Annotated in this window: 16 protein-coding genes, 1 tRNA gene and 1 pseudogene; 9 read left to right on the top strand and 9 right to left on the bottom strand. The window is 61.3% G+C overall.

Annotated features, from left to right (window positions below):
- The first annotated feature begins 9 nt into the window (after positions 1 to 9).
- The gene (locus HLA98_RS05405; RefSeq protein ID WP_057501799.1) at positions 10 to 705 is read left to right on the top strand and encodes an ABC transporter ATP-binding protein; all 696 of its coding nucleotides are present in this window, start codon (positions 10 to 12) and stop codon (positions 703 to 705) included.
- 651 nt (positions 706 to 1,356) lie between these two features.
- Here HLA98_RS05405 and HLA98_RS05400 read toward each other — a convergent pair.
- Positions 1,357 to 1,611, bottom strand: coding sequence for a helix-turn-helix transcriptional regulator (locus HLA98_RS05400; protein ID WP_080392941.1), 255 nt, complete (start codon positions 1,609 to 1,611; stop codon positions 1,357 to 1,359).
- A 157-nt stretch (positions 1,612 to 1,768) separates the two neighbouring features.
- On the opposite strand from HLA98_RS05400, the gene HLA98_RS05395 reads away from it, so the two are divergent.
- Both HLA98_RS05395 and HLA98_RS05390 read left to right on the top strand, forming a co-directional pair.
- Positions 1,769 to 2,008 carry a hypothetical protein gene (locus HLA98_RS05395; protein WP_057501798.1) on the top strand — a complete coding sequence of 80 codons (240 nt, stop codon included), beginning with the start codon at positions 1,769 to 1,771 and terminating at the stop codon, positions 2,006 to 2,008.
- A gap of 51 nt (positions 2,009 to 2,059) precedes the next feature.
- A tRNA-Ile gene (locus HLA98_RS05390) sits at positions 2,060 to 2,152 on the top strand.
- Between the two features lie 928 nt (positions 2,153 to 3,080).
- Here HLA98_RS05390 and HLA98_RS05385 read toward each other — a convergent pair.
- From HLA98_RS05385 to HLA98_RS05375, 3 genes are read right to left on the bottom strand one after another with little or no spacing between them, the layout of a single operon-like run.
- A complete protein-coding gene (locus tag HLA98_RS05385; RefSeq protein ID WP_129550619.1) occupies positions 3,081 to 4,865 on the bottom strand; it encodes a hypothetical protein in 1,785 nt (594 codons plus the stop codon).
- A 3-nt stretch (positions 4,866 to 4,868) separates the two neighbouring features.
- Positions 4,869 to 6,485 carry a site-specific integrase gene (locus HLA98_RS05380; RefSeq protein ID WP_129550618.1) on the bottom strand — a complete coding sequence of 539 codons (1,617 nt, stop codon included), beginning with the start codon at positions 6,483 to 6,485 and terminating at the stop codon, positions 4,869 to 4,871.
- Complete coding sequence (locus tag HLA98_RS05375; RefSeq protein WP_160320760.1) at positions 6,482 to 7,603, bottom strand: tyrosine-type recombinase/integrase; 1,122 nt, start codon at positions 7,601 to 7,603, stop codon at positions 6,482 to 6,484. The genes HLA98_RS05380 and HLA98_RS05375 overlap by 4 nt, the downstream gene beginning before the upstream one ends.
- A gap of 61 nt (positions 7,604 to 7,664) precedes the next feature.
- Between HLA98_RS05375 and HLA98_RS05370 the strand changes: the two are divergent.
- From HLA98_RS05370 to HLA98_RS21185, 3 genes and pseudogenes are all read left to right on the top strand, one after another.
- Positions 7,665 to 8,267 (top strand): annotated as a pseudogene (locus HLA98_RS05370) (ATP-binding protein); the annotation flags it as partial.
- A gap of 163 nt (positions 8,268 to 8,430) precedes the next feature.
- Positions 8,431 to 8,640, top strand: coding sequence for a hypothetical protein (locus HLA98_RS21190; RefSeq protein WP_232015492.1), 210 nt, complete (start codon positions 8,431 to 8,433; stop codon positions 8,638 to 8,640).
- A gap of 141 nt (positions 8,641 to 8,781) precedes the next feature.
- Positions 8,782 to 9,096 carry a hypothetical protein gene (locus HLA98_RS21185; RefSeq protein ID WP_232015491.1) on the top strand — a complete coding sequence of 105 codons (315 nt, stop codon included), beginning with the start codon at positions 8,782 to 8,784 and terminating at the stop codon, positions 9,094 to 9,096.
- Between the two features lie 70 nt (positions 9,097 to 9,166).
- On the opposite strand, the gene HLA98_RS05360 is transcribed toward HLA98_RS21185, so the two are convergent.
- The 3 genes from HLA98_RS05360 to yidA all read right to left on the bottom strand — a co-directional run bounded on the left by HLA98_RS05360 (position 9,167) and on the right by yidA (position 13,145).
- Positions 9,167 to 9,553, bottom strand: a complete 387-nt coding sequence (locus HLA98_RS05360) for a hypothetical protein (protein ID WP_057501795.1) — start codon at positions 9,551 to 9,553, stop codon at positions 9,167 to 9,169.
- 108 nt (positions 9,554 to 9,661) lie between these two features.
- The gene (locus tag HLA98_RS05355; protein WP_057501794.1) at positions 9,662 to 11,980 is read right to left on the bottom strand and encodes a TonB-dependent receptor; all 2,319 of its coding nucleotides are present in this window, start codon (positions 11,978 to 11,980) and stop codon (positions 9,662 to 9,664) included.
- Between the two features lie 331 nt (positions 11,981 to 12,311).
- The gene (gene yidA, locus HLA98_RS05350) at positions 12,312 to 13,145 is read right to left on the bottom strand and encodes a sugar-phosphatase (RefSeq protein ID WP_057501793.1); all 834 of its coding nucleotides are present in this window, start codon (positions 13,143 to 13,145) and stop codon (positions 12,312 to 12,314) included.
- A 149-nt stretch (positions 13,146 to 13,294) separates the two neighbouring features.
- Between yidA and HLA98_RS05345 the strand changes: the two genes are divergently transcribed.
- Positions 13,295 to 13,957: an exopolysaccharide biosynthesis protein gene (locus tag HLA98_RS05345; RefSeq protein ID WP_049444347.1), complete on the top strand. Its 663-nt coding sequence runs from the start codon at positions 13,295 to 13,297 to the stop codon at positions 13,955 to 13,957.
- Positions 13,958 to 14,047: 90 nt separating this feature from the next.
- Here HLA98_RS05345 and HLA98_RS05340 read toward each other — a convergent pair whose 3' ends face one another.
- Together HLA98_RS05340 and HLA98_RS05335 are read right to left on the bottom strand one after the other, a co-directional pair.
- Positions 14,048 to 15,358: a PQQ-dependent sugar dehydrogenase gene (locus HLA98_RS05340; RefSeq protein ID WP_049451168.1), complete on the bottom strand. Its 1,311-nt coding sequence runs from the start codon at positions 15,356 to 15,358 to the stop codon at positions 14,048 to 14,050.
- Positions 15,351 to 15,791 carry a DUF2231 domain-containing protein gene (locus tag HLA98_RS05335; RefSeq protein WP_041863928.1) on the bottom strand — a complete coding sequence of 147 codons (441 nt, stop codon included), beginning with the start codon at positions 15,789 to 15,791 and terminating at the stop codon, positions 15,351 to 15,353. Before HLA98_RS05335 ends, HLA98_RS05340 begins: the two co-directional genes overlap by 8 nt.
- Before the next feature lie 310 nt (positions 15,792 to 16,101).
- On the opposite strand from HLA98_RS05335, the gene HLA98_RS05330 reads away from it, so the two are divergent.
- Together HLA98_RS05330 and HLA98_RS05325 are read left to right on the top strand one after the other, a co-directional pair.
- On the top strand, positions 16,102 to 17,868 hold the full coding sequence (locus tag HLA98_RS05330) for a S8 family serine peptidase (RefSeq protein ID WP_049451169.1): 1,767 nt from the start codon (positions 16,102 to 16,104) through the stop codon (positions 17,866 to 17,868).
- The gene (locus HLA98_RS05325) at positions 17,868 to 18,446 is read left to right on the top strand and encodes a hypothetical protein (protein WP_057501792.1); all 579 of its coding nucleotides are present in this window, start codon (positions 17,868 to 17,870) and stop codon (positions 18,444 to 18,446) included. The genes HLA98_RS05330 and HLA98_RS05325 overlap by 1 nt, the downstream gene beginning before the upstream one ends.
- Positions 18,447 to 18,544: the final 98 nt, after the last annotated feature.

Below are 18,544 nucleotides of genomic sequence, written 5' to 3'. Positions count from 1 at the left end.
AGGTGCGACATGCTCAAGATGCAAGGGCTTAGCAAGGTATTTCAGATCCAACAGGTACAGACGCATGCGCTTAGGGAGCTAAATCTACACGTGCAAGAGGGCGAGTTCGTAGCGGTAACAGGTCCTTCCGGCTCTGGAAAATCGACGTTTCTCAACATTGCAGGCCTTCTTGAGGAATCTTCCGGCGGCACCTATGCGCTAGATGGGCAGGATGTGTCCCGCTTGGGTGATCGCGAGCGCAGCCGGATCAGAAATGAGAAGGTCGGATTCATCTTCCAAGGATTCAACCTGATTCCTGACCTGACGCTCTACGACAACGTTGACGTCCCCTTGAGATATCGAGGCCTTGACGCGAAGGATCGTAAGCAAAGGATCATCAGCGTCCTTGAGAGAGTCGGCCTCGGCTCAAGAGCTAACCACTACCCCAGCACGCTGTCAGGCGGGCAGCAACAGAGAGCCGCCATTGCGCGAGCCCTCGCCGGCAGTCCGAGGCTACTGCTTGCCGACGAACCAACCGGTAATCTCGATACAGAGATGGCGCGGGGCGTCCTCGAGCTGCTCCAAGAGATCAACATCGCGGGTACGACGATCATCATGGTGACTCATGATCAGGAGCTGGCCCTTCAAGCCGCTCGAAACGTACACATCGTGGATGGCCATTTGTCAGATTTGATCAAGCCAGTGGGCGAGTTCGCTGCCGTGTAGTTGGAACTCTTGCGGAGCAAACAGCTTGTCCCGTCACAATCACAACATGCTTCACGTGTGCCACAGCCGGCTGCCGCACTTAGGCGTCAGGGGACCGGTAAGGCAATCTGGATTCCTTCCGTCGCCTCTGCGTCTGCCTGAGCAGAGGTTGGGCTCCACTGATTTACCCGTACAGTGCTGCGTGCATGGAGCAACAACGGCACCGCACCATTTCCGCTATTCCTGGGCAATTCCAATGACTTGAGCTTACTAAGTCTCAAACAATTCATACTCTCTTTAACTGGAAGATGACGTGCGAAACGTTGCTCAAGTAGGATTCTTTGTCGAAAGTCTGCACGCGACACATGACACCAAATGATGCGACGCGTGGAGTAGCCTCTATTGACTGCCCTGAAACTCCCGCTTAGCGGCCATCAGCGCGCGTCTTGGGTCCGTTTGAAGCACCTCAATGAGAGCGCGAGTCTCGAGAAGCACATGACCAGTCATGAGCCACTCAACTTTGCCCCTGCCGGTGGAGCGACCTTGGGCGCCCAGGAACAGACCACTTTCGTGCAGAATTCGCACGATGCCCGCAGGGAAGGGACGCGATCCTGTTTGGTGCGGCCCTCTCTGGCCTTAGATGGAGCAACTTTGCAGCACATTCCCTGAGCATCAGACCGAGTCGGAATGGAGATGTGTTAGGAGTGCAAATGCGTCTTCCTTAGAGATTTCGAGCACCCGGCATAGCTGAACAAATTCAATGATGTCGAGACGGCGCGCTCCTGCTTCTACTGCCGACAGGGCCTGCTGAGACCAGCCCAGTGCCTTCGCGACCTCCGTCTGACTTCTTGCAAGCGCCTCACGTCGACGCCGCAGGGCTTCGATCAGGCTTCTATACTCGGCCTGGTAGATCGTTTTTCGGGCCATCGAACCATCGCCAAGCTTGGGCGATAGGTACGGTATGACTCACTCACCGATTACACGAAAATCATGTAGTATCAGGCGGACCCGTCCAGCTAACCCCGTGTGCTTGGCCGGCTTTGCGCTTGGGTATTGGCCGCATCCCGCCGGATGAGGAGACAAGATGATCGAAGTGATCTTGAGTTGGTCCGTTCGTGAGGTCCGGGATGGAGTATCTGGTCCGGAGGTTCAGGCCGTGACCGACTTCCGACTGGGCGTGACGGAGCGCGACTCAGGCGCTGACGCATTTAGAGATAGCCTCCTACGACAGTTGTCGATCTATCTGGCCGAAACCGTCTTCCTGGATGTCGTCCGGGTTGCGGAGCTCAACCGGGATCTTCTCGCCGGCGATGGTGCCCTATGAAAGAGATCTTCGCTTCATATCACCGAATACGGAGGCATCGTCCGTTGACATGCCCCTGTAGCTCAATAGGTAGAGCAGCGGTTTTATAACCCGTCAGCGCCAGATAAGCGGCTTGTGTCGGTTCGAGCCCGACCGGGGGCACCATCCATCGCACGGACTTGTCGTCTCGACAACCTGTGCCAACCCCCTTGAGTGTTCCTCACTCAGCCGGAGCTAACCTCTATGCGAAGCATTGGAAGCCCGATCTCACTAGAGCATCTTGCAGTCGCGCGGCGAACGGACCTCGCCACCCGATGGCCGACTGCAACCCAAGTCGAGCGAGCTCTTAGCGACGGGCGAAGCGGCCAAGCGCCATTCGCTATGCGGTGGTTTCGTGAAGGAAGACTTCTGGCAGCCTATCTACCTGACTCGGGCGGCAGCTGGCACTTTCCACCTTGGCAGTTCGGTTGCGATGGCAAGCCGGTCCAATGCCTCGCAGAGATCCTTGGATCGATTCGGCGCACCGGCCAGTTTCTCGACGCCAAGGGTCGAACCACTGGTTGGTCAGAGATTGAATGGTTTCTCTCCGGCCATGCCCTTCTGGATGGGCGAACGCCTGCAGAGCTGCTCGCAACAGTGCCCCACCAAGTCTTGAGGGCTGCGCTTACTGAATTCCAGCCAGAGAACTGACCAGGCATCGGCACAAAGGTCCTCAGATTGTGGCTACAGGCTTGCTGAACCTCATCCTCGCCCCTTCTTCATTCGGAGTCGCTCAACCGTTGACTGCGCAAAGGCCAGCTCCTCACGGGCATCATGCAGGGCCGCTGCCAGCTCACCACACAACGTGGTGAGAATCCCGACCTTCTCAACTTCGCGCCTGAGTCGCTCTCGAAGAAGATCGATTTTCAAGGCTACGTCCCTTTCGCGCTTTTGCGGGTCTGAGAGCTCAGCAATCTTCGCAACCACGCATTGATGGGACCGATAGACGGACTGTCTCGAGATCCCACAGCCTTCTGCGACCGATCTAACTGATGGCTTTCTGCCACCCGCCCTCCAAGCCGCCAGCTGCAGCTCGAACTCGGTCAAAAGACACTCACGGTTCATCACTTCCCCCAATAACAGAGAGAATCTTCACTGCCTGTGCCAATCTCTCAGCGGCGATCCTCTTGGACTGCGCCGGAGTTCCTCGAAACCTGGCGAACTCTTCCAAGTCAGCAACGCGCCGCCTCCACCACTCGGCATGCCGAGGCGTCGCTGCGAAGTTCAAGCAGCTCGCACAGGTAGTTGGAGTTCTATTTGCCTTGTTCGGTCCGTCTTCATTCCCCTCGCACTTCGATCGCTCTTGCCGGTAGAAGCAGTATCCCCAATCGCAAGGACCCAGGACAACCCCGGCACCCAGCATTCGAAACACCTCCTTCTGGGTACTCACGCGCGACAGTACAGCTTCGATCCTCTGCCTAGTCGCTTCCATCACTTCAGCAGGAACATTCGTATGTACTGAATCAGAGCGCGCAAGATCCTCCATGGCCCTGATCACTTCTAAGCTGGATTCTTCGTTCAGTAGCTTGGTTAGCTCTGGGTCGTTGCCGACATAGTACGTATCAGTGATCTGCGCATCCAAGTGTCCGTACTGAAATGCGAGGGCGCCGAGACTGGAGCGATCTCGCCTTGCAACGAATCGGGCTAAGAACCTCCTGGTCTTCCGAAAAGTCAGGTGCTCCAGCGCCGTTCCTCCCTCAGGGCACGACAGCTGAGCGAATTCTCTCACCCTGCATAGCAACATCGAAGCCCATGCAACCTTAGATGGTGCGCGCGTCCGGCCACTTAGATACGGTTTTCTGCTCACCACTCGCGCCGCCAGGAGCGCCTTAGTGCCGCTATTAGCTCGTACTTCTGCCCCCAATAGTTCAATTGCCTCCACAGCAGCTTTGACCTCTGGGACGACTATCCAAGTGTGGGCACGCCCACTTTTGGCGAGAATTCCTTTGATGACCCAACTGCCGAACTCACCGTCACCCTCTTTCTCAACACACCCGACACATAGTCGCTGCAACTCAGACGTTCGCATAACCGAAAGCAGCGCGATCACCGCGATAGCAGCTCCGATCACCGTCCCAATCATTCGCTCTTCGCTCAAACACGTGCGCTCTCCAAGCCTCTTCATGGCCTCAGAGCTAAAGTTCGGCCGATCCCCTACCCACTCTGAGTGCCAATGACGACGTCCACGTCTGGCAGTCCTTGTGGCCCTGGGTCCGGCAAACTTGCTGACGAGCCTAAGTACCTCCGGTGCGTCCTCCTGTACCACCACCAGTGCGTCCCTCAGCACCCTTAGAATCAGATCCTCGCCGAGAGCGTCTGTTCCGGCCTCATTCCCAGCCATCCTAATTCTCTTGCGCGATCGCTGCGCGACCGCAGAGCAGGCCGCCCGTACCTCGACAGAACAGTCAGTATGTCCTCTCAGAAAATCCTCCACGTTCGCAGACCTACAGCCCTCCGCACGTGGCGTGATCCGCCTACCCTTCTGAAATCCGACAACCTCGCGGCCCCAATACTCAATCAGCTCAGAATCAATTTCTTTGGGCGACGCAGCGCCGTGCTCCTTACACCAGACGGCGAAAGACTTGATGGCGTAGAACCGCTCTCTCAACGTCAATGGGATAGTCGACGCCCGCGGAACCAACCCTAGAAGGGTTTTAGCAAAGTAGTCTTTCGCGGAAGACCTCCAAGCGGAGGGAAGCTTATGAAAGTCTAAACAGACCCTATGATAGGAATCGCCAACGACGTACTGACGGAGCTCCCAGCAGCCGTCTTCATACCGGACACCAAATTTTGTGAGATCGAAATCAACCTTCTCTGGCGCAGAGCGGACCCTATTCATAGATCACTCCATACTCAGATGCGGGATCTTCAGAGCGAGCGGCCTCGCTACTTCAAGCACTCTTTTGGGAATCCTTTCCAGTAATGCCAGCAGGACTTGGTGCGTTTCCTCAAAAGCTGCCAGATAGCGTGCTCGGACATCGACTGATTTAGTGGCCTCCTTCTTCATTCGCTCTAGCGAACTTAGTGTCGCGAGCATCCTGGACACATGCTTCGCGCTGTCAATCACCACAATGCTATTGGGACATGTCGCGCACTGCAGGTACTGGAGACACTCCTTCCCAACAATTGACTGCGGCGCGACCCCCGAAGATGGATCAGAGCACTGCAAACCCGTCACTGTTTCGTAGCGACGCACAGTTGGACGCCTGGCCTCTTCCAGAACCTTGCCAATGAACGTCGCAACTCTTCTTCGAGCTTGTGACGAGGGAGGATGCTGACTCAGGTACCGCTGCGTTGTCCTAGGATGGCTGTGCTGCATCTTCCTCTGAATGGACTCAATTCCAACACCGGATGTACTCAGAGCTTCTGCACCAGACGCGCGAATGTCGACGAAGTTGAAGTCCGGAAGATCATGCTCCTTGATAAATTCGGCCAGCGCGTTGTGCCAACCCTGGACATTAGGAGTCCTCGCTCCCGCCCCGAAAGGACTGATGAACAAGCGCGCTGAAAAGTCACCAGCAATCGGGCGTAGGACGCGAGTTTTTTGAGTGATATCGTCTACCAGAGCAGGAACTGAGTAACGGCCATCTGCACTTACGTCTAGCACCTGTTGCCGCCCGGCCCTGTACTTGTCCCATATGACACGCCTTTTCAACGGGTCAACCGGGTGCGCTTCAACACAGTCCACAGAGATCTCCATTGCCGACTGAGGATTAGCGAGTGTCTGGCACATCAGACAAATGAGATATGGGATGAAATCACGTGCGTCCAGGACGACGTAGCGACGAACCTCCCTGTACCGGCAGCTGTGCTGAATCAAGCCCCTCCTTGTCAGCTGGTGCTTTGCTAGCACTCCTCGCTGCAACCCCTTCTGGATGCCAACCAATGTGGCAACGTCACGGCCGGAGAGCTCCTCACATTCACCAGTTCTGATCGCGATCTCGCCAAGCTCTAATCGTCGACGCACACGATCAATGCCCTTCTTACTGGCCGACAAAATCATAGATAGGTCGCTGACAGACAATCTGATACTGCGCACAGACTTCGCCTCTCGCGTCAATCCACAAGGACCAGAATCAACATTCATCCACAATATTGTGTTCGCTGCGTCGTTCAGCGACAGCCATCTATAGATCGCTGCAATGAAGTTGTAGTGAGAGATCGCAGTTGACTGGCGAACATTCCTATCCATAGAGCAGAGGAAGTCCTTAATGACTGATTGACGCTTCATTGCCGCATCAGGGTCATGCTGAGTTGCCAAGTATCTGCAGTACTTTCTTACCGAGGCCCAAGCTTGCCTTCTGCTTACGGATCTGTAGGTCGCCGTCAATGCTTGGAATGACTTTGCTAGATGCGAGGCGACGGCAGGACTAAGACCCAACAGACGAAAATCGTATGAATCCACGTCCCGTCCGGGAATGTCGCTCACAAACCTGATGACTAGGGTCTCATTCTTCATTCAAGACTCTCCTGCACTTCGATCAGCGCTCGCAGCACTCCGAGGTCCATCGCTTTAACGGTATCCAGGTACAGCTCTGTTGTCGCAGGACTGGAATGACCAAGAATGTGCTGCAGAACTTTGGTCGGATTTATCCCGACACCACTAGCTGCACAACGCTCGAGGGCAGCGTTCATGTGAGCGGCAAAGGTATGACGTGTACAGTGAGGTGACGCGCGTATTCCCGCCAGCATTGCGGCACGTCGAAACGCGCTGTAGTAGGAGCTGGAAGTAGCAGGCATTCCCTTTTCATTGACGAAGATGTGATCCGTTTCTATGCGCGTCCTCGACAGAAGCCTCGGCCTAACCGTTTCAATGTAGTCCCAAGTCACACTCATTAGAGCTCTGGCAACAGGGACATCTAGCGGCTTGCCTCCCTTTACCGTCAGCCTGACATAGGCAATTTCGTCGACTTCCTCAGGGAGTTGCGCGATAGTTAAATTTGCAACGTTGGTCCGCCTAAGTCCCGTGGCTATGCACCACTTGAACATCAGCGAGTAGGGAAGCTTCAGTCCAGCAGAGATGCTCTGAGCATCTTGCGCAGAGAGCGCCTTCGGAACTTTTTTGTAGGCTTTGGCGGCTGCCACTTTCGATGCCGCATGCAGAAACCTATCAATCGGATATCGGTCGATCTCTTCCGAAGGATGATGGAGGCGCCATCTGGTCCAATCGACCAGGAAGGCATAGAAGTCCCTGACAATTGCAGTTCTTAGATTGACTGTAGAGTTTGAGACAGGATGCCCTCGCCCGATACCCTGTGCCATGGACCGTCTGAAATCACTCAGTGCCACTGGAGGTGGTCTGGTCCAGTCCATACCCCGAGCGTCAAGGTGCTGTAACCAGTCCTTCAATCCTTCGGCATAGGTCTGGAGCGTTCTCCGACGATCCCGAGCACTATCTATCCGGTACTTCTCCAAGAGATAGCAAAAGCAGGCCCAATTTAGCTTCCCCTCACCATCGATGAGCAATGGAAAGCCTTCAGGAAGCCTGCTTGCTATGTTGGCCCCCAGTTGAGTACCGGCAGGAAGATACTGACTGAACAGGCTGGGATCACGCACCTTCACTATCAGCAGAAGCATAGGATGATCTCCCAAGTGGAGTCCCTCGGATACAGTGTAGCCGCGTGACATGACACAGGATGACCTAATTCCAGAGTGGAACCGCAGCGCGCTGGAGACCCTGCGCGAGCCACTGGAGTCCGGCCACATCCGCATCGCCCGCGCGGCACGCAGCGTGCAGTACCCTGCGCGGTTCCAACTGGTGGCCGCGATGAATCCCTGCCCGTGCGGCTGGGCCGGTGACCGCAGCAACCGCTGCCTGTGCAGCGATGAACGGATCAACCGCTACCGTGCACGTGTGTCCGGACCGTTGCTGGACCGCATCGATCTGCATATCGGCGTGACGCGTATGGATGCGGTAGAGCTGCGGGAAAGCACGCCACTGGGTGAGCCCAGTGCTGCGGTACGTGCACGGGTAGAAGCCGCCCATGCCCGGCAGCAGGCGCGTGGCGCGCTCAATGCACATCTCCCGCCGGCGGCGCTGCGGGCGTGCACGAAGCTGAGCGAGGCCGACCAGGATCTGTTGGAGCAGGCCATCGAGCGTCTGCAGCTTTCCGCACGTGCGATGCACCGGATTCTGCGGGTCGCGCGAACGATTGCTGATCTGGCGGGTTGCGAGGGCATCCACACCGCGCATCTGGCTGAGGCGATCGGGTATCGGCAGTTGGATCGGGGAAATACATGAGCCTGATTGCCGGGAGCCCTCGTCCGCACGGGAGTCGCAACAATCAAAAAAATACCCCGGCCGCATGCCCAGAAGGACAGAGACGGTACCGGGGTGTACTTCACCACCGTACCCCACACGGCAGCACACTGCAATCGGCATCAGTGGAGGCGTCCAGGCAGCGATGAGCCATGACAGATTCGAAGAAGCCCTTTCCCTGGAGCGCTTTGGCCGCTACCTGGATTGGGCGGGGGGCGACCGTAGCCGAGCCATCGCCCTGTATGGATGCAATACGCACTTGTCTGAAAGCCTCTACGCACCGCTGCAGACGTTGGAAGTGGCACTGCGAAACCGCATCCACACCGTTCTGACCCAAGCCAAGGGCGAGGCGTGATACGGCCGAGGCGCTGGCGCACTGAAGGTTGCTCATAAACTCGAGCAGGTCGCCAAAGCCGTCAACGAATTGATCAGAGCGGGAAAGACGGTAACAGCAGGCGGTGTGGTCGCCAGTCTCACCTTCAGTTTCTGGACAACAATGTTCAACAAGGACTACGAGGCCCTTTGGCAGCAGATCCTTCACCGGATTGCGGACCCCGGTGCGCCCAGGGGACTGAAGAGGAGGAGCTTTTCGGGACCGCTGACTCGCATACGCGTGCTACGCAACCGCATCGCCCATCATGAACCGATCCTCGGCTGGAACCTGCGCAGGCACCACGATGAGATTCTGATGCTGATCGAATGGCTATCGCCGCCCGCCGCGACATGGTGTCGTGAGAACAACCGCTTTCCGCAGGCATACCCGGAAGACGGAATCACCTTGGTATGTTCGCCGGAGTCGAATAGACACTGACTGCGCGTGTCCTCCTGCGGCCGGGTGCGAAGAGCGGTCGACTAACAGTCGACCCTACCAAGGGCAGGCATCAGGCTGCCGAATGCAACCGCCCCCGCTTTGCCAGCAACGCCACCCGACGGCTGACCAGCGCGTGGAGCTCCGCCAGCTCCGACGCCCGGTCAGCCGTCATGTTCCCGCCAAACAGCACCCGTGACAGTCCCGCCGCCTGGCTGTCCTCCGGGTGCTGCCACCGGTCCCGGTACACCTTCTGGCACACCAGCCAGGCCTGCGGCAGCCCACCACCGGGCAGTGGGCGGACCACGCGTTCATAGACCTGCCAGAACTGGTATTCGGCCCGCAGGTCGATCGCCGGCGCCACGGACAGCGCCTGCCGGGGCCGTCCTGGGCCCCGGATGCCGAACAGCAGGGTTCGCGGGTTGTGCTGTGCCATGCCAACAGGATGCCCCGGCAACATTGTGGGAACCTTGCGTCGCTGCCGGAAAATCGCTGTTGATTGCCCAAGGGGGGGGGCCAGGTGGGATTGGGGGGCCGCCAAGTGCATCCACGCATGGCGTGGATCTACCTAGAAGGTCATCGAGGTGCTGAACATCAGCTGCCGTGGCGCGCTGCGCTGCAGGGTCTGGTAATCCCCCGAGAACGACGAGCCGGCGATGGTGGCGGTGCCGATGTTGTGGCGGTTGAACAGGTTGCTCACGTCCAGCCGCAGCTCCAGGCCGGGTACCGCGCTGTCGGCACCGAAGCGGTAGGCGGCATAGGTGTTGACCTGCCAGAAGGTCGGCACGCGGATGTCGTTCTCGTAGGTGAAGGGCTGGCGCAGGTACGAGGTGCTGGTGGCACCGAAACGCCAGTCACCGAAGTGGGCGGACAGGTCGCTGACCAGCGAGATCTGCGGGTAACCCGGCTGGGCATTGCCCTTGATCGGGTACACCGTGTCACCCACCACGAAATCACTGTCGTAGTACGAACGGGCCACGGCCACGCCCTGGTAGAACTGCAGGTGGTCGCTCAGATCGGCGGTGATGCCGAGGTCGGCACCGATCACGTGCATCTTCGGCATCAACCGCACGGTATTGATCTGTGCGAACTGGGTGCCGATGGCGGCCGACAGCAGGCGGTTGCGGATGTCGTTGTAGAACACATCGCCGGTGATCGTCAGCCGGTCGAAGCGGTGCGATGCGCCCACGGTGAGGTTCCAGTTCTTCTCCGGGCGCAGCGTGCCCGCCACGCGGTCAAACTCTTCCTGGTCGGTGATGGTCCAGGCCGAGGCGGTGTAGCCGATGTTGCCGCGCTGGGCGACGCGATAGCCGTTCATGGTGTTGGCCAGGTCGATGAAGGCATCGGTGGATTCAGTCGGGCTCCAGAACAGCGAGACATGCGGCAGGAAGTTGCTCTTCGCGCGCAGCGTGCCGTTCACCGGACGATCCTTGGCATCACCGAGGCCGCCACCGCTGGTGCGGAAGTCCACGGCCTTGAAGCCGACACCCAGCTTCAGTGTGTCGTTCAGCACGATGTCGTCCTGCAGGTAGAACTGGCGCGAGCGGGTCACCCAGCTCGATGCGTTGTCGGTCTTGAACGCGGGGCCGTACACATCGAACGGACCGGTGGCCTTCAGCGGCGGGCCCTCGCCCAGCAGCGGCTGCTGGTACCACTCGGTCTTGGCCGCGGCCTTGCTCTTCTCCTGCCAGAAGCCGGCGGTGAAGGTGTGCGCGCCGGTCTCGAACTGCAGGTTGACCATGCCACCCAGCCGATTCACACGCGGCGTCTGCACCTGTTCGGAGAACGGCGCGCCGTTGGGCGACGGTACGGTCGGGTCGGTCAACGTGGCCTGGGTGTGGCTGTTGGCGTTGTACAGCTGCACGTTGCCGCTCAGCGCCGGAGTGATCTGGAAGCGATGGTTGATCGAAGACACGCGGTCGCGGGTGGTCTGGCCGGTGTCGTACGGAATCAGTTCGGACAGCTCACCGCAGGTGTAGGCGCCGCAGGACTTGTCCGCATTCTCCGGCGAGGCCACGTACCAGGCCCACGCATAGTCCGGATAGAAGATGTCGGCCTTCCAGCCCAGCTTGCGGATCATGTCGAAGGAGATGTTGTTGTAGCCCCATACCTTGGCCTTGCTGTCGGACAGGAACACGGTGAAGTCACCCCAGGCAACATCCTGCTGCAGCTTCAGGTCGCCGCGCAGGAAGTTCTGGGTTCCCTCACCCTGGTACTTGTCAGCCGATACGCGCTGCAGGTCGACCAGTACTTTCGGGCCATGCTCGCCGAGCTGGCCGCTCTGCCCGGATACGGTGGTGACCAGCGTGTTGTTGCTGCCCACGCCCTGCTTCACGCGCAGGCTGGGCGTGTCCTGCAGCTCGCGCAGGCGGTATTCCAGGCTGCCGCCGTTGACGCTGCTGGAGAACACGCTGACCGGTGCGCCACCGGGGCTGACCGTGATCGCGCCGATGCCATCGGGCACGCCCACGTTCACCACGCTGGTGCCGGTAAGCGAGAGGAAGCCGTTGTCGTTCAGCGGCACCCCTTCGAAGGTGATGCCCATTTCGTTCATGCGGAAGCCACGCACGAACAGGCTGGTGGCCGAGATATCCAGGCCCAGCCCGTCGGTGGCGGTGTAGCTGGCACCGGGCACCTGCTTCAGCATGGCCAGGCCGTTGTTGCCGGTGACCATCGCATCAAGGTCTTCTGCCTTGATGATGTAGCGATTGGGGCCGACCACCTGGGTCGGTGCCACGGCCGCACCGCGCGGCGTGGCGATCACCTGGAGGGCGTTGAGCGTGGTGGGCGAGTCGTGCGCGGCATCGTGCGTTTCTGCGGCGTACGCAGGTGCGGCGATGGCCGCGATGATGGCCAGGGCGAGGCGCGTCGTGGGTGGGGTGTTCATGGGCAGATCCAGGGTGCAGGGAGAGAGCGGCGCAGGCGCACGCCCAGCGCGTTGCAGCACCGGTGTCGGCGCCCTGGCTGGCGGTGCGATTGCGTTGAGGGAGTGACGGCGCAGTGCGCGCCGGTCAGTGGCAGAGGAAGACGATCCTCTGCCTCAGAATTCGATGGCGTGATTTCGACGTGCGAAATTCTTGCATCGCACTGCCGTATTCGCCATTGCGCGGTGGTACAGCGCCGATGGCGATGGGGATGGGTGGGTTATACGTGGGTATAGCCCCGGCGTGGTGGGGGCCGACCTTGGTTGGCACCTACCAGAGCATAGGGACGCGCGGTTACTGCAGGACGAAGCGCTCAATGGCGCGCGCCACGCCGTCATCAGCATTGCTGCTGGTCTCAAACCGCGCCACCGCCTTCACCGCATCAATGGCATTGCCCATCGCGACGCTGGTGCCGGCGTACTGCAGCATGGTCAGATCGTTTTCCTGGTCGCCGATGGCCATCACGTTGGCGCGGTCGATGCCCAGGTGCTCGGCCAGCTTCTGCAGGCTCGGGCCCTTGCCGGCGCGGTGGTCGAACACTTCCAGGAAGTACGGCGCGCTCTTCAATACTGCGAAGCGCTCGGTCAGTTCGCTGGGCAGGCGCGCGATGGCGGCATCCAGCACCTCGGGTTCGTCGATCATCATCAGCTTGATGAAGGACATCGACGGGTCCATGTCTTCCACGCGGCGATAGGACAGCGGCATCCGCGAGAGATGCGAATCGGCCACGGTGTAGTAGCTGATGTCCTGGTTGGGCGTGTACATGCGCTGGCTGTCCAGCGCCTGGAAGTGCACGCCCACTTCGCGGGCCACCTGCTCGCAGAACAGGAAATCGTCGAAGCTGAGCGGATACTCGACCACGGTTTCGCGCGTGCCGATGCGTTGCACCAGGCCGCCATTGCAGGCGATGCAGTAGTCGTCGTTGCCGGTGATGCCGAGCTCGTGCAGGTACGGCGCCAGGCCCGGAACCGGGCGGCCACTGGTCAGCACGATGTGCACGCCCAGCGCCCGCGCCTGCGCGATGGCCTTCCTGGCGCCTGGGGTGAGCTGGTGCGATGGGTCCAGCAGGGTGCCATCCATGTCGATGGCGACCAGTTCGATGGTCGATTGCCTGCGGCCCATGTCCATTGCGTTCAACTCATGCGGGGCACGCCAGTTTACCCCCTCATGCCCGGTTCACCTCTTTGGCCACGTTGGCCGGGATACTGCAGGAGCCTGTGCGTCCCCCACCGCAGGACGGCCCATTGACCGCCCTTCCCTGGAGAACCTTGCGACGCATGACCTACCGTGCCCCCGAAACCAACGACAGCGCGCCCCTGGCCCAGCAGATCGAGCAGATGATCGACGAGCTGCCCGGCGACCAGGTGAGCGTCGGCACCCTGCTCAGCGCGCTGGGCGATGAGGGCCTGCTGCTGATCGTGATCCTGCTCTCGGCCATCTTCATCATTCCCGTGTCGATTCCCGGGCTCAGCACGGTGTTCGGCGCCTCGATCCTGCTGATCGGCCTGAGCCGGGTGCGCAACCGCCCCCTGTGGGTGCCGCAGAAGCTGGCGCGCCGCGAGATCGCCACCGACAAGCTGAAGGCCAACCTGGGCCGTGCGCTGAAATGGGTGCACCGCATGGAGCGGCTGTCGCGGCCGATGCGGCTGGCGGTGATGGTGCGCTCGAAGAAGATGATGCGCCTGAACAACCTGATGCTGGTGTTTGCGACCCTGCTGCTGATGGCGCCGGCCGGGCCGATTCCCTTCAGCAACACGTTGCCGGCGCTGGCGCTGATGTCGTTTGCGATTGGCTTCATCCAGCGCGATGGCGCGGCGGTGGCAGCCGGTTATGGTTTCGTGGTGGCCACGGTGGTGTATTTCGGCGTGCTGCTGGGCGGCGTGGGATTTGCCGCTGAATCGGTGTTCAGCGGGTTCCGCAGCAGTACCGCAGAACTGTAGAGCCGAGCCCATGCTCGGCTGCCATTCGTTCGGTGCACGGAAATCCCCGCGCTGCGCGCGTAAGCCGAGCATGGGCTCGGCTCTACAGAATTACTTGGCCGACACCCTCCACACCACGTCGCCCACGTCGTCGGCCACCAGCAGCGCGCCTTCTGCATCCATCGCCATGCCCACCGGTGCGCCCATCAGGGTCTTCTCGTCCTTCGAGGTGAAGCCGCTGACCACGGTCTGCGGCCGCCCGGTCGGCTTGCCGTCCTTGAACGGTACGTAGACCACTTCGTAGCCGCTCAGTGGTGAACGATCCCAGCTGCCGTGTTCGCCGATGAAGGCGCCGCCGTGGTACTGCGCCGGCAGTGCCTGGCCGGTGTAGAACAGCAGGCCCAGCGGTGCCACGTGCGAGCCGATGGCGTAGTCGGGCGTGATGGCCTTGGCCACCAGGTCCGGCCGCTGCGGCTGCACGCGCTCGTCCACGTGCTGGCCGTAGTAGCTGTAGGGCCAGCCGTAGAAGCCATCCTCCTTCACCGAAGTGAGGTAATCAGGTACCAGGTCAGCACCGATCTCATCGCGTTCGTTCGCTACCGCCCACAACGTGCCGGTGCTCGGCTCCCAGTCCAGCCCGGTCGGGTTACGGATACCGGACGCAAAGATGCGGCTGCCACGGGTGGCTACGTCCACCTCCAGCACCACCGCGCGGCGGTATTCGACGGCCAGGCCATTTTCAGTGATGTTGCTGTTGGACCCCACGCCCACGTACAACTTGCTGCCATCGCGGCTGGCCAGCAGTTCCTTGGTCCAGTGGTGGTTGATGGTGCTGGGCAGGTCGGTGAACTCGCGGCCCTTGTCGGACATGCGGGTTTCGCCGGGTACATAGCGGTACTGCATGATGTTGCCGGTGTTGGCCACGTACAGCGTGTCACCGATCAACTGGATGCCGAACGGCGAATGCAGGCCTTCGATGTAGACGTGCTGGGTCCAGGTGTTCGTTCCCGGCGTGCGGCGCAGCAGGGTGACCCGGTTGCCGCCCTTGCCGGCCTTGCCCGAGCGCGCCTTCACCTTGCCGGCGATCCACTGCTTGGGCGTGGTGACCGGCTCTTCGCCGGGGCCATTGCCCTCCACCACCAGCACATCGCCGTTGGGCAGCGTCAGCAGCCGCCGCGGATGCTGCAGGTTGGCGGCGATGCGCTCGATCTTCAGGCCTTCGGCCACCGTGGGGGCCTGGCCGTCGGCCCAGCCCACGCCCTTGGGCACCTGCATCGGCGGCATCAGGAAGTTGGCCGGCTTGGGCAGTGGCGGCTGCGGTCCCGACTGGTCGGTGGGGTGGTATTCGGCCTTGCCCGCGCAGGCCGACAGGGTGACGGCCAGTGCCAGCGCGGCGACGGTGGGCAGGATGTGCTTAGCCATGACGACCTCCCTGCAGCACCGGCGGCTGCAGTGACAGCAGGATCAGGCCCAGGGCGATCAGGGCCACGGTCAGCGCCGACAGGATCGTGCCCGGCACCGCGACGGCATAGGCGTCGCGGCTGTGCACGAAGGCGTTCCAGATGGCCAGCACCACGGCGACCAGATTGAGGAAGAAATCGATGCGGTCGATGCGGGTGGCCGTGCCGTTGCGGCGCCAGACCGCGAACAGGTTGATCAGGCGCGGCACGATGGCGATCAGCAGACCGAAGGTGATCAGCCAGGCCGCGGCCTTGCCCCACATCACCTCGGCGCTGTTGAGATAGATCGCGTCGAAGATCAGGGCACCGACGAAGAAGCCGAAGGGTATCGGGTTCAACAGGCTGAACAGCGTGGTGCCGAGGCCGCGATGGGCCTGGGCCAGAGGGTTGACCATCATCGTGCTCCGATGCGGAAGGGTGCACAGGCTGTAGTAGCACAGTGCGATGTGAGGGCGCGCGATGATGCTGGGTAGATTCGCGCCATGCGTGGATACGCGTGCCAACCAAGGTTGGCACCTACCAGATGCGGGCCGCTGCAGCCGTCATTACCCCACGGCATAAGCGTTTGTGACGCAATTGGCACATCTGCAGATTGCTTGTGTGAAGAGGTAGGGAGTTCTTCGTTGTGTCGCGTTTGGCTCGTTGCGATGGGGCAGATCCGCCCCGCCGTCCTGCCATGCCGATTCACAACAGAAGGATTCGTGTATGAAGCGACACACGCAACGCACCGCGCCACCGCGCTCCGCGCGCCTGGCCCTCGCCACTGCGCTGGTACTGGGCAGCCTGGCCGTCACCGCCCAGGCTCAACAGGCTGATCCGCTGGCGGGTATCCAGTGGCACCTGCTCAACACCGGGCAGACGGTCCCGGCTGACACACTGCCGGTGGCCGGCAACGACCTGAACGTGGATGGCCTGTTCCGCAACGGCATCCGTGGCCAGGGCGTCACCATCGCCATCGTCGATGATGGCCTGCAGATCGCCCATCCGGACCTGGCGGCCAACGTGGCGGCGGTGGCCGGCAAGAACTTCACCAACGGCTCGAACAACCCCACCCCGACCAACCCGGATGTCGACAACCACGGCACCATGGTCGGTGGCATCGCCGGCGCGGTGGGTGCCAACAACCTGGGCGTGCGCGGTGTGGCCCCGGCGGCAACGCTGAAAGGCTTCAACCCGATTTCGCGCTCAGCCCTGGGCAACCAGCAGAGCAACATCGAGTACGCCTGGTGGGACGGCGCGGAGTCGGCCGACGTGCAGGTGTTCAACAACAGCTGGGGCGCCGGCCCGGGCAATCCGAACCTGCCGCTGGCGTACAGCGAAAACACGATTCGTTCGTACGAGCAGGCACTGTCGGGCACGCGTGGTGGCCGCGGCGGCATCTACGTGAAGTCGGCCGGCAACAACTTCAACAATGCCTCGATCAGCCAGACCCAGGATGTCTGCACCACCGACACCAAGAACCGCAACACCGGCTGCGTCCCCGCCGGACGCGATCCGCGCAACAACCTGTTCAACGTGATCACCGTAGGCGCGGTGCGCGCCGATGGCGTGCGCTCGTCGTACTCCTCCACCGGCTCGGCCCTGTGGGTGTCGGCCTTTGGCGGCGAGTACGGCCTGCAGGCACAGTACGCCCCCGGCCTGGTGGCGCGCGCCTACGACCCGGCCATCGTCACCACCGACGTGACCGGGTGCGCGCAGGGCAGCAACAAGAACACCAACCGCCAGAACACCCTGGACAGCAACCTGTCGGCCATCGACAGCACCTGCAACTACACGGCCAAGATGAACGGCACCTCGGCGTCAGCGCCGATGGTCTCGGGCGTGGCGGCACTGGTGCTGGAAGCCAATCCGAACCTGTCCTATCGCGATGTGAAGTACATCCTGGCCACCACCGCCACCCGCAACCACCCGAACCAGCCGGCGGTGACGCTGGCCGATGGGCGCACGCTGGTGCCAGGCTGGACGGTGAATGCGGCCAACCGCGCCTACAGCAACTGGTACGGCTTCGGTGTGGTCAACGCTGCGCGTGCAGTGCAGGTCGCCGAGAACTTCCAGTCGCTGGGACCGCTGGTCGACAGCGGCTGGCGCAACACCACGCGCACCGTGGCCATCGGCAACACCTCGGCCGCCGCCGCACGCCTGACCTTCCAGTTGGCCAATGGCGCGCGCAACATCGAAAGCGTGCAGCTGGGCTTCCGGGTCAACCACCGCAACACGCGCCAGCTGCAGTTCGTGCTGGTGTCGCCCAGCGGCACCCGCAGCGTGGTGCAACCGGCGTTCACCGCGATCGGTTCGGGCACGGGCGGCGCGCAGAGCAACTTCACCAGTTGGGACCTGCTGTCCAGCAATGCCTTCCTGGATGAGAATGCCAGCGGCACCTGGACGCTGGAAGTGACCGACATGGGGCAGGCCGCGACCGCTGCATCGCGTGGCAACCTCGAATTCTTCAAGATCCGCGTTCTGGGGCACTGATGATGAAGACCACCATTCTGTTGAGCACGCTCGCCTTCGCGGCGATGACCTCCCCTGCCTGGGCACAGAGCTCGGGGCAGACCCCTCCAGCCAGGACCCTGTCGACCGTGGATGCGCAGGAACTGAAGGCGTCCGCTACCGGCCGCTCGTTCGATGTGGGCGGCACGCGCTTCCAGCTGTCTCCCTCGACCACCGTGAAGCAGACCAGTGGCGGTCAGTTCACCATCACCCCGCAGGCGGCAGCGACCACCAGCTCGCGTACCAAGCGTTCGCTGGATGGCGCCGCGGCCGCGCCTGCTGATGCCGGTGCCGGCAAGTTCGCGGCGGCGGTCTCCCGTGACGGAGCGCCGGTGGTGGCGACCTCCCGGGTCAAGGTGTTCTTCACCGATGCAGCATCGGCCCAGCGTGCGGCTACCGCCACCGGCGGCACCGTGGTGAAGGTGTCGAAGGCATCGGGCCAGGCCATCGTGGAGTACCCGTCGGTGAACGCGGCGCTGGATGCGACCACCAAGCTGCTGTCCACCGCCGGTATCCGCGCGACCGAGCCGGACGTGGTGCAGTGGGAAGAGACCAAGTAAAGCGTTGAGTGGTGCCCCGGCCGGTTGGCTCTCCTGGCCGGCCGGGGATGGGTGTGTGGGGGTATGCCGACCAACGGTCGGCACCCACCGGGGCGGCG

The organism is Stenotrophomonas africana, from assembly GCF_013004645.1.
In the GTDB taxonomy this organism is placed as follows: Bacteria; Pseudomonadota; Gammaproteobacteria; order Xanthomonadales; family Xanthomonadaceae; genus Stenotrophomonas; species Stenotrophomonas africana.
The sequence above is the reverse complement of the archived record's forward strand: the minus strand, read 5'-3'. Positions and strand labels throughout refer to the sequence as shown.

Coding starts and splice junctions, on each gene's coding strand:
- HLA98_RS05405 (WP_057501799.1), top strand. CDS start 10: ATGCTCAAGATGCAAGGGCTTAGCAAGGTATTTCAGATCCAACAGGTA.
- HLA98_RS05400 (WP_080392941.1), bottom strand. CDS start 1,611: ATGGCCCGAAAAACGATCTACCAGGCCGAGTATAGAAGCCTGATCGAA.
- HLA98_RS05395 (WP_057501798.1), top strand. CDS start 1,769: ATGATCGAAGTGATCTTGAGTTGGTCCGTTCGTGAGGTCCGGGATGGA.
- HLA98_RS05385 (WP_129550619.1), bottom strand. CDS start 4,865: ATGAATAGGGTCCGCTCTGCGCCAGAGAAGGTTGATTTCGATCTCACA.
- HLA98_RS05380 (WP_129550618.1), bottom strand. CDS start 6,485: ATGAAGAATGAGACCCTAGTCATCAGGTTTGTGAGCGACATTCCCGGA.
- HLA98_RS05375 (WP_160320760.1), bottom strand. CDS start 7,603: ATGCTTCTGCTGATAGTGAAGGTGCGTGATCCCAGCCTGTTCAGTCAG.
- HLA98_RS21190 (WP_232015492.1), top strand. CDS start 8,431: ATGAGCCATGACAGATTCGAAGAAGCCCTTTCCCTGGAGCGCTTTGGC.
- HLA98_RS21185 (WP_232015491.1), top strand. CDS start 8,782: ATGTTCAACAAGGACTACGAGGCCCTTTGGCAGCAGATCCTTCACCGG.
- HLA98_RS05360 (WP_057501795.1), bottom strand. CDS start 9,553: ATGTTGCCGGGGCATCCTGTTGGCATGGCACAGCACAACCCGCGAACC.
- HLA98_RS05355 (WP_057501794.1), bottom strand. CDS start 11,980: ATGAACACCCCACCCACGACGCGCCTCGCCCTGGCCATCATCGCGGCC.
- yidA (WP_057501793.1), bottom strand. CDS start 13,145: ATGGACATGGGCCGCAGGCAATCGACCATCGAACTGGTCGCCATCGAC.
- HLA98_RS05345 (WP_049444347.1), top strand. CDS start 13,295: ATGACCTACCGTGCCCCCGAAACCAACGACAGCGCGCCCCTGGCCCAG.
- HLA98_RS05340 (WP_049451168.1), bottom strand. CDS start 15,358: ATGGCTAAGCACATCCTGCCCACCGTCGCCGCGCTGGCACTGGCCGTC.
- HLA98_RS05335 (WP_041863928.1), bottom strand. CDS start 15,791: ATGGTCAACCCTCTGGCCCAGGCCCATCGCGGCCTCGGCACCACGCTG.
- HLA98_RS05330 (WP_049451169.1), top strand. CDS start 16,102: ATGAAGCGACACACGCAACGCACCGCGCCACCGCGCTCCGCGCGCCTG.
- HLA98_RS05325 (WP_057501792.1), top strand. CDS start 17,868: ATGATGAAGACCACCATTCTGTTGAGCACGCTCGCCTTCGCGGCGATG.